At 51.3% G+C, this 8,210-nt stretch carries 13 protein-coding genes; 12 read left to right on the top strand and 1 reads right to left on the bottom strand.

Annotated features, from left to right (window positions below; genetic code table 11):
* Positions 1 to 880: 880 nt before the first annotated feature.
* The 12 genes from MVG27_RS02015 to MVG27_RS01960 all read left to right on the top strand — a co-directional run bounded on the left by MVG27_RS02015 (position 881) and on the right by MVG27_RS01960 (position 7,524).
* Positions 881 to 1,141: a 50S ribosomal protein L37ae gene (locus MVG27_RS02015; protein WP_014121315.1), complete on the top strand. Its 261-nt coding sequence runs from the start codon at positions 881 to 883 to the stop codon at positions 1,139 to 1,141.
* A 24-nt stretch (positions 1,142 to 1,165) separates the two neighbouring features.
* Positions 1,166 to 1,315 carry a DNA-directed RNA polymerase subunit P gene (locus MVG27_RS02010; protein WP_297063500.1) on the top strand — a complete coding sequence of 50 codons (150 nt, stop codon included), beginning with the start codon at positions 1,166 to 1,168 and terminating at the stop codon, positions 1,313 to 1,315.
* A gap of 50 nt (positions 1,316 to 1,365) precedes the next feature.
* The gene (locus tag MVG27_RS02005) at positions 1,366 to 1,998 is read left to right on the top strand and encodes a ribosomal biogenesis protein (RefSeq protein ID WP_297550065.1); all 633 of its coding nucleotides are present in this window, start codon (positions 1,366 to 1,368) and stop codon (positions 1,996 to 1,998) included.
* Complete coding sequence (pcc1, locus tag MVG27_RS02000) at positions 1,950 to 2,219, top strand: KEOPS complex subunit Pcc1 (RefSeq protein WP_297550049.1); 270 nt, start codon at positions 1,950 to 1,952, stop codon at positions 2,217 to 2,219. Before MVG27_RS02005 ends, pcc1 begins: the two co-directional genes overlap by 49 nt.
* Positions 2,194 to 2,628, top strand: coding sequence for a hypothetical protein (locus MVG27_RS01995; protein WP_297556036.1), 435 nt, complete (start codon positions 2,194 to 2,196; stop codon positions 2,626 to 2,628). The genes pcc1 and MVG27_RS01995 overlap by 26 nt, the downstream gene beginning before the upstream one ends.
* Before the next feature lie 72 nt (positions 2,629 to 2,700).
* Complete coding sequence (locus MVG27_RS01990; RefSeq protein ID WP_297470620.1) at positions 2,701 to 3,051, top strand: prefoldin subunit beta; 351 nt, start codon at positions 2,701 to 2,703, stop codon at positions 3,049 to 3,051.
* Positions 3,052 to 3,079: 28 nt separating this feature from the next.
* On the top strand, positions 3,080 to 3,394 hold the full coding sequence (locus tag MVG27_RS01985; protein ID WP_297470662.1) for a DUF3194 domain-containing protein: 315 nt from the start codon (positions 3,080 to 3,082) through the stop codon (positions 3,392 to 3,394).
* Entirely contained in the window at positions 3,378 to 4,361 is a 984-nt protein-coding gene (locus tag MVG27_RS01980) for a bifunctional oligoribonuclease/PAP phosphatase NrnA (RefSeq protein ID WP_297550053.1), read from the top strand. Before MVG27_RS01985 ends, MVG27_RS01980 begins: the two co-directional genes overlap by 17 nt.
* The gene (locus MVG27_RS01975; protein WP_297470614.1) at positions 4,361 to 4,687 is read left to right on the top strand and encodes a Trm112 family protein; all 327 of its coding nucleotides are present in this window, start codon (positions 4,361 to 4,363) and stop codon (positions 4,685 to 4,687) included. The genes MVG27_RS01980 and MVG27_RS01975 overlap by 1 nt, the downstream gene beginning before the upstream one ends.
* Before the next feature lie 36 nt (positions 4,688 to 4,723).
* A complete protein-coding gene (locus tag MVG27_RS01970) occupies positions 4,724 to 5,848 on the top strand; it encodes a tetratricopeptide repeat protein (protein ID WP_297550055.1) in 1,125 nt (374 codons plus the stop codon).
* On the top strand, positions 5,775 to 6,500 hold the full coding sequence (locus MVG27_RS01965) for a tRNA-binding protein (protein ID WP_297556037.1): 726 nt from the start codon (positions 5,775 to 5,777) through the stop codon (positions 6,498 to 6,500). The genes MVG27_RS01970 and MVG27_RS01965 overlap by 74 nt, the downstream gene beginning before the upstream one ends.
* A 67-nt stretch (positions 6,501 to 6,567) precedes the next feature.
* Positions 6,568 to 7,524, top strand: a complete 957-nt coding sequence (locus tag MVG27_RS01960) for a hypothetical protein (RefSeq protein WP_297556034.1) — start codon at positions 6,568 to 6,570, stop codon at positions 7,522 to 7,524.
* Positions 7,525 to 7,549: 25 nt separating this feature from the next.
* Here the strand turns inward: MVG27_RS01960 and MVG27_RS01955 are convergent.
* The coding region (locus tag MVG27_RS01955; protein ID WP_297556032.1) for an aldehyde ferredoxin oxidoreductase C-terminal domain-containing protein at positions 7,550 to 8,210 on the bottom strand (661 nt) is incomplete at its 5' end.

Raw genomic sequence — 8,210 nt, 5'->3', positions numbered from 1 at the left:
CGGAAAAGTAAGTGCTTTTTGGAATTTGAAGTCTTCTGGGTGGGTTTCTAATTTATTTACTCCTTGCAGAGTGTTTCACTCTAAAACGGCGTCCTTCGGACGCCAATAACAAAGTTGGAACTGCTTGAAAGGCTTCGTTTGGTGTTAAACCCTGTTTGAACTTGCCCTCGGTTAGTGCACAACTGGTTTTTTGCTCTTTTGGCGGGAAGGGCATTCTTTGGTCAAACTTTGCAGTGCAAAGTTTGCTCGCCTGCGCGAAGTTTGACCAAGCTTCGTGATTCTTTTCTAGGGGATATTTCTAGAGTGTTTGCACTTTTAGAATGCCTTTAAATTGGAAATTTGCTCTTAAAAGCCCAGTGAGGCAGGAGTTTGCTTATTAAATTGAAACTACTTGGAAAGGCTTTGTTTGGTGTTAAAACCCCTGTTAAAGTTGTACTTGAGTAATGCACAACTGGTTTTTCGCCAGCCTTTCTTAAAGGCTGAGTGCAAAGTTTTATCAAAGTTTGTAGCTCTTTTTGAAATGTAGTTTTCTTAAGGGGGTTTTAATGTGCGTTTAAGTGTTGGGAACTTAGAAAAGTGCATTATTTTGTTGGGCTTGACTTTAAAATCGACGTCCTCCGGGCGTCAACGAAGAGCAAACCCTTCAGAGAACTCTTCCCAAATGTTCCCCCCACAAAATGAACACTTAGTGCAAAACCACTCTCAATGACTTCTCTCTGGTGAAGAGCTACAAACTTTTGGTCAAGCTTTTTCCAAGGGCCTCAACGTAAGGTTTATTAGGAACCTCCAATCTCGATGTCCGGAGTTATGCAAAGGTTTATAAAACGTCCCCTAAAACACTTTCCAGTCGTGAAAATTACCTAACTCTGGGGTGATGCTCATGGGAAGGACTGTTAAGGTTGGTTCCGCTGGAAGGTTCGGTCCGAGGTACGGTCTCAAGATAAGGAGAAGGGTTGCAGCCGTTGAGGCCAAGATGAAGCAGAAGCACGTCTGCCCCGTCTGCGGAAGGAAAGCCGTTAGAAGAATAAGCACCGGCATATGGCAGTGCCAGAAGTGCGGTGCAACGTTCGCCGGCGGTGCTTACCTGCCGACCACTCCGGCCGGAAAGGTTGCGAAGCGCGTTGTCGCTTCCAAGGCCTGATTCTTTTCCTTTGGGGTGATTTTCATGGTTAGGGCGATTTACCGCTGTGCCAAGTGTGGCAGGGAGGTTGAACTCGACCTCGCGACAACCAGAGAGGTCCGCTGTCCTTACTGTGGCAGTAAGATACTCTACAAGCCCAGGCCCAAGGTCGCGAGAAGGGTCAAGGCCATCTGAGCCTTTTCTTTCGAAAGGCTTTTATCAACTAACCCCAACGAGTGGTTGCCATGATGCTGATAACGACTTCCCACCGACCGACGAGGAGGACGAGAAGCTTCGGTCACGACCTGGAGAGGGTTTTCCCCAACTCCCTTTACTTAACCCGGGGAAAGAAGACAATCCAGGATTTGCTCATGGAAGCATACGACAGGAACTACGAGAGACTCCTAATAATCAACGTCTGGAAGGGCAACCCGCTCAAGATGACCTTTATCAAGGTGGACCCCGAGGACTGGGGTTACCTCGGCTACCTCTACCTCCACGGCATTAAGCTCCAGCGCGAAATCGGTTTCAGAAACCTTAGACCAATCCGCGAGGAGATGCCCTTTGTTGTAACCACAGCGAAGAGGGTTAGCATCGACCACACGGCCTTTGCCCAGGCTTTCGCCGAGCTTACCGGCGGAAAATTCGTGCCGAGGGGCAACAAGAGCCTCCAGACGATAGCGGACAGATACAACACCGACGTGATAGGGGTAATTGAGAACTATCCAAGGGGCATGGCAGTTAACTTCTACCGCCTTGACGTCACCAGAGACAGGCCCGTTGGGCCATTAATCCTTGTGAAAATCTGGATAATGGAGGACGGCAGGAGATGGGACTACAAGGAGGCACTGGCGAAGACTGGCCAATCGAGGGGATAATCGAGCTCTTCTTTCCGGACGAGGAAACCGCCAGGATAGTTTATGAAAGTGTTCTATACGAGCATAAGACCGTCCCTTACAGGAGAAGCAGGATTGAGTTCCTCAGGGACGGAAAAAGGCTGATAATCCGTTTCTTGGCTAAGGACAACTCTGCCTTAAGGGGGACGCTTAACTCTTACCTGAGGTGGATTAAGGTTGCGATGGACTCGCTGGAGCTTTAAAACAAACCGCGCGGATGATGAGGTAAAAGCCAGTTCACTTCCTTCAATCTGCATTCTGGCCCTGTTTTCATATGCGTTTTATCTGTCTTTTCTGCTGACTCTAGGCAAGTTTGTGACGGGAGATGAACCCAGCTTAATCGTTGATGTCCTTCCCCTTGTTCTCGGTCTTTTTCCCGCAGTGTTGTCGTTCCTCTTCCTCCGGCGAACAAAAACTCATCCCGGTCTTTTCGTGGGTGTCTCAACCCTTACAGTAGCGGTGGTATCTCTCGTTACATACCTCATCCTTACAAGAGACTGCACACCCACAGCTTGTGATGATGGTATCGTGTGGTTTTTGCTCTCTGGAATCGTGATTCTGGGCCTTCTGATGGGAGTCGCGTTCTACAAGCTGGCGGAAGTTCTCGGTTGAGTCATCGTTACCTAAACTATTTAAAGGGCCCCGTTTATTCTAACCCGGCATCGCGATTATGGAGGTGTTGGCATGCAGAGCATTCCGCCCCAGGTTCAGTCCATGCTCGCCCAGCTTGAGAGCTATCAGCAGCAGCTCCAGCTCCTCGTCCAGCAGAAGCAGAAGGTTCAGCTCGAGCTAAACGAAGCCAAAAAAGCTCTGGAGGAGATTGAAAAGCTCCCCGACGATGCGGTCATCTACAAGACGGTAGGAACGCTCATCGTCAAGACAGAGAAAAGCAAGGCAGTGGAAGAGCTCAAGGAGAAAGTTGAGACCCTTGAAGTTCGCTTAAGCGCTCTGGAGAGGCAGGAGAAGAAGCTCAACGAAAAGCTCAAAGAGTTAACCGCCAAGATACAGAGTGCAATCCGCCCGACCGCGGGCTGATTTCTCTTTTCTACCCCCGGTGATGGCGATGGAGCGGAGGGGAGTTGTCCACATCGGTCTTCCTGAGCTGAGCGAGGAACAGCTCATTGAAATCGGAGAGCTGGCACAGAAGGTCATAATAAAGCACGTTTTCGATTCCCTGAACAGGAGCGACGTCAAGGACATAGAGGTGACGACGAGGATAAACCGCGATGAGACCCTCGACCTTGAAATTGAAGTCTACCTTGAGGTTCCGGTCTTCGTTAGAGTTGACGTTGATTCCCTCGTCAATGAGGCCCTTGAGAAGGCCTACGAAGCCGTTGAGAAGAAACTGAGGGAGATATCAAATGAAGGGAAAAATTAAGCTCAAGCGATTTCTTGAGAAATCGAGGGACAAATCATTTCTCCTCCTCTGTCATCATAATGCGGACCCGGATTCCCTGGGTTCGGCCATAGCCTTCGCCCGCTATCTGAAGTCAATTGGCGTCAAAAAAATCAGGATTGGTGTTGCCCAGAGCGTTTCTTCCTATGCAAAGAGACTCCTGACTTTCTCTCCCGTTCCCGTCGAGAAAAACCCCCTAGTTGAGGAGGACGTTGTTGTCATATTCGACACCTCTTCGATTGAACAGCTTGAGCCCATTGAAATTCCAGAGGGGAAAACCGTTGTGCTCATAGACCACCACGTCGAGAAGGAGAGGCCGATTAAGGCAAAGATAGCTGTCATCGACTCCTCAAGGACTTCAACGGCCGAGATAGTGTGGGAACTCTTCAAATACTTCCGCTTTGCCGATGAGGAGAGCGTTAAGGTCCTGCTCGCAGGGGTTGTTACAGATACAGCTAACTTCCGCTTTGCCAACGCGAAAACATTCCGAGCTGTAAGCGAGATGCTTGAGCGCTTTCCCCTTCAGATGGGTGAGATATTTCAGCTCGTTGCTCCCGTTAATGATGAAAACACCGACAATGCAAAGAGGATGGCCGTTTTGAAGGCATGTCAGAGGCTGGAAATCAGAAAGTTCCGGAGGTATGTAATAGCGATCTCAAGGGTTTCTGCCTACGAGTCATACGCCTGCAAGGTCTTTCTCCAGCTCGGAGCGGACATAGCAATCGTTGGGAGCGAGAAAAACGGCGTGAGGATTTCGGCCAGGGCAAAGGAGAGTTTGGTTAAGAAGGGTCTCCACCTGGGGAAGATAATGGAGAAGGTCGGGCCCATCATAGGGGGCTCAGGCGGTGGGCACGCAGGAGCGGCTGGTGCAAACGGCAAGGCCAACCTTGATAAGGCGATAAAGCTAATCCTGAAGGAGATAGAGAAGTTTTTGAGGGAGGTGGAGTGATGGCAAAGTGTCCCCTCTGTGGCAAGCCTCTCGACTGGGCTGAGCTCGTCGAACAGATGCTGACCGTTGAAAACGCCGAGAAGGTTCTAACCGACAGGGAGCTTTTCCTCAAAACCATTGAGAATTTTGTCTTCAAGTGCCCCCACTGTGGAGAGGAGTTCTACGGGAAGTATCTCCCGAGGGAAGAGGCGGAGAAAGTCTTCGAGCTACTCAACGAGTTTAAGGGCTCGATTGACTGGGACAACAAACGCGTTCGCCTTAGGCTCAACAGTTTGCTCGCCCTCGACAAGATGCTTGAGAACTGGGACAGGAAGATGAAGGGGTAACCCTTTTTAGGTTTTTGGTTCTACTCCATTTGCCCGGTGGTTTCTGTGGAGGCGGTAAAGGAGAGGATAAAAATCGGCGACTTCAAGGGGGCCCTTGAGAAGGCAAGTTCAATCCCGAATCCCCTACGGAGGATTCTCGCGCTAAGCCTGGTCATGACTGAGTTTCCGAGGGAAGAAGTTCTATCTGAAATGCTTGAATCGCTTGAGAAAGTCTCCGGGACGTATGAGAAGGCAATCGCCTATTCCCTCGTTGGCAGGGCGTTTTACCTCCTAAACCGAGAGGAAGGAGGTTCCTTCTACTTTGAAAGGGCCGTTTCTTTTGCAAAATCTCTCCCATCGCCAATGCTCCGGGGGGAGGCTCTTGCCGGAATAGCCAGGAACCTCGTCTTGGCCGACAGGTACAGCGATGCTTACATACTCTTTGCCGAGGCGGTTGATGAAATACAGCGTTCAAGGGGACTCTCCTCCCGGGCCCTCGAAACCCTAAGGAGGGTTGCAAGGCTTATCGAAAAGAGTGCCGACGAGATTCCAAACGAGAAGGCCTTGGCATTCTACAAACTGGCAAGGGACATCTACGATTCCCTTTTCTTCAAACTTCAGGCGAAACATCTGGCGGAGAAGATAGCCCTGATAGAAAGCGTTCTCAAAAAGGGAAGACCTGTAGTTGCTGAGCTGATAGAAAAAGGAGACATCGAGAGGGCAATAGAGGTAATGCGATTTCTTCCCCTCGAGGAGAGGGCCGTTGAGATGCTCCACCTCAGTTACTGGCTCTTCCTCCACGAGAGGCCTTACCTTGCGAGAAAGGTCTTCAACGAGGCCCTTGACCTAATCCTCATAGGTAAATTCAGGCCGATGGACGGGGAGATTTTCTCGATAGCGATGAGACTGCTCAAAATCGGCCGTCTTGAAGAACCCTTAATCCTGGCTGGCGTGGTTAGAGACGCTGGCCTTGCATCGGAACTGCTCGGGGAGGTTGCCGTTGCCTACGCAAGGCGGGGTGAGTTGGCCAAAGCTCGCTCGATAGCGGAAGGCATAAGGGACGAAAGCGTTAAGAGACGGGTTTTAAAGGCAGTTGAAGGTGATGAAGATGTGGGACACGAGCAAGGATTACCGCTTACTCGTGGCGGAGAAGGCGATAGAGCTCTTTCTGAAGACGATTGAGGGAGCGAAGTTCAAGGGGCACTGGGACAAGAAGAGGGCTATAAAACTCGGCAAGGAGATGTTGCCTGAGATACAGGCGATGCGTTATTCCTACATTGAGCCGAAGGAACTCATTGAGACACCCCAGATGAAGGCCCTCAAGGAGAAGGCCCTTGAAATAATCGAGGCCTTGGGTGGCAAGGACTGGCACCACAAGTTCATAAGCAACGCCTCCAAAGATGAAAGGGAGAAGGTTGAGGAGCAGGTTGCCAGAATCCGCTTCTTCCTGAACACGATACTCGGCCTCGACAAACGCTTGGCCCTCGGAAAGATAAACGACCCGGTCATAGCTGTGGACATAAAGGTCGGAGAGGTCATGAGCGTCGCTAAACATCCGAACGCTGACCGCTTGCTCGTCACCAACGTCAACATCGGTGACAGAGCTATCACCGTCGTTACCAACGACCTGACTGTTAAGGAAGGCAACCGCGTTGCCGTTGCTCTGCTTCCGCCGGCGAACTTCCGCGGAATTGTCAGCGAGGGCATGTTCCTTGGGGCTGGAGAGGGCGTCCTCAAGGACGTTAAAGGAGAAATCGGGGGCCTTCCAAAGGGCATTCCGCTTGAAGCTCTCAACGAGACGAGGAACCTTGTCGAGGCTTTCCTGAAGGGTTGACTTCCTTTTGACAACTTTTTGAAGAAAAAGTTATAACCCTCGACTGTCATATTCTTCCGGTGGTGCTATGTCTGGAAGAAGGGTTGTCCTCGCCGTTGTCGTCACTCTTGTATTGGTTTTTGCCTTCGTTTTGAGCCAGAGCCCGGAAAAGAATGAAACTACTAAGGAAATCACTCGCTCTATCTGTCCCCTTCAGGAATACAGTTCTCCAGCTGACTTGGAACAGGTTGGTGTCTTCAACGGCACTATAGTCTACAGAACGGAAGATGGGTTCGCGATTAAAGTCAAAAACTCAACCTACCTAATCAACGCGAGCGAGGTCTTTTTCTTCAACTGGAGCTTCGTTGCTGTCAGAAATGAGAGCGAGATGAGAAAGGTTCCCTTCGTGAAGTTCAGCGTTGACGCCTACGGCAGAACCAACGTGAGCACCGGTAACTTGACCGCGGAGGTTCCGGTTGTTGTTCTGAGGGCATGCAGTTACGATGGAAAACCCCTCTGGAACATCACTTTTTCGGGCTACACATGGGCCTACGACGGTGGGAAATACGGGGTTAAGGAGAACGGGATGGCCGTTCCGGGGGTTATGATAACCAACACGAGCGACTACCTTTATGCCCTCGTTTATCAGACCGCACCCAGGCCATATTCCGAATTCAGAAACTACGCACCGGATGACTACTTCTACGTCCTCGGCAGGAATGGTACGGTTAAAAAGTTCGACCTTGGACGGGGGTTCCTTCCCCTCAGGAACGCGTTTCTGGTTTCAAACGGCAGTTACGTGTTGATGGGCTTTGAACGTCCCCTGCCTGATGGTTCCCCGATGTCCGGCTACGTCATGATTCTGAATGGAACAAAAGTAATCTGGAGCAGACTCTTCCAGATGAACGACCCGAGCTGTCTCTGCTACGTTATCCCCGGCTGGGGCAGGATTGATAAAAACGGCTGTGCGACCTTTGGCCTGTACGACGGTGAAGGTAAATACTGCGATGGAAAGTTCACATACATCGAGAACTCAACGGGGTAGAATCCGGGTTGGATAAATAGGGGGGCTAAGCCCCCATCCTCTTTCTAACGACCTCCAGAGCCCTCTCGGCATCTTCCCTGAACTCGGGGAGGCCTAGCTCCTCCATCGTCTCAGGTAATGGAACGCCGAGCTCCTCATCCCAGCCCCTCAGCCTGTAGAACTCCTTTCTTGCCTCCAGGAAGTCGTTGTAGTCTATGAATGCTTTGTTGCCCTTTGCCGGGCCGTCAGGCTCGGGCTCCCACCAGCGCGGTGGAATCGTGTCGTCGAGATAGGGTGTAACCCAGTCGAGGGCGTTGTGGATTCTGGCGATGCTCTCGACTGCCCAGGCCCTCTTCCTCAAATCCTCAATCGTCCACTCCTCGCCCGTGACTATGGAGTAGAGCCTCGCGAGGTCTTCCATCCTGTAGGGCACGAACTTACACGTTCCGAGCATGTCGGTGATGTAGCTCTCATCTCTACTCTCTATGAGCGAAGGCACGAGTTCTTTGGCAGGCCCCTGATTTGGCAGCTGGTGCGGCCTCGGCCAGCCCCTTAGGTGAGATGCACCAACGTCCGCGGTTGCGTAGCTTAAAGCATACGTCCTCCTTCCGCGCGGGTCCCAGGCAGGTGCCTCCATTCCCTTGACGTGGACAGCAAGCTCGCAACCTCTACCAAGCCTCTCACAGGCCCTCTTAACGCCGTCCGCC

This window comes from Thermococcus sp., from assembly GCF_027011145.1.
Lineage (GTDB): Archaea > Methanobacteriota_B > Thermococci > Thermococcales > Thermococcaceae > Thermococcus.
The sequence above is the reverse complement of the archived record's forward strand: the minus strand, read 5'-3'. Positions and strand labels throughout refer to the sequence as shown.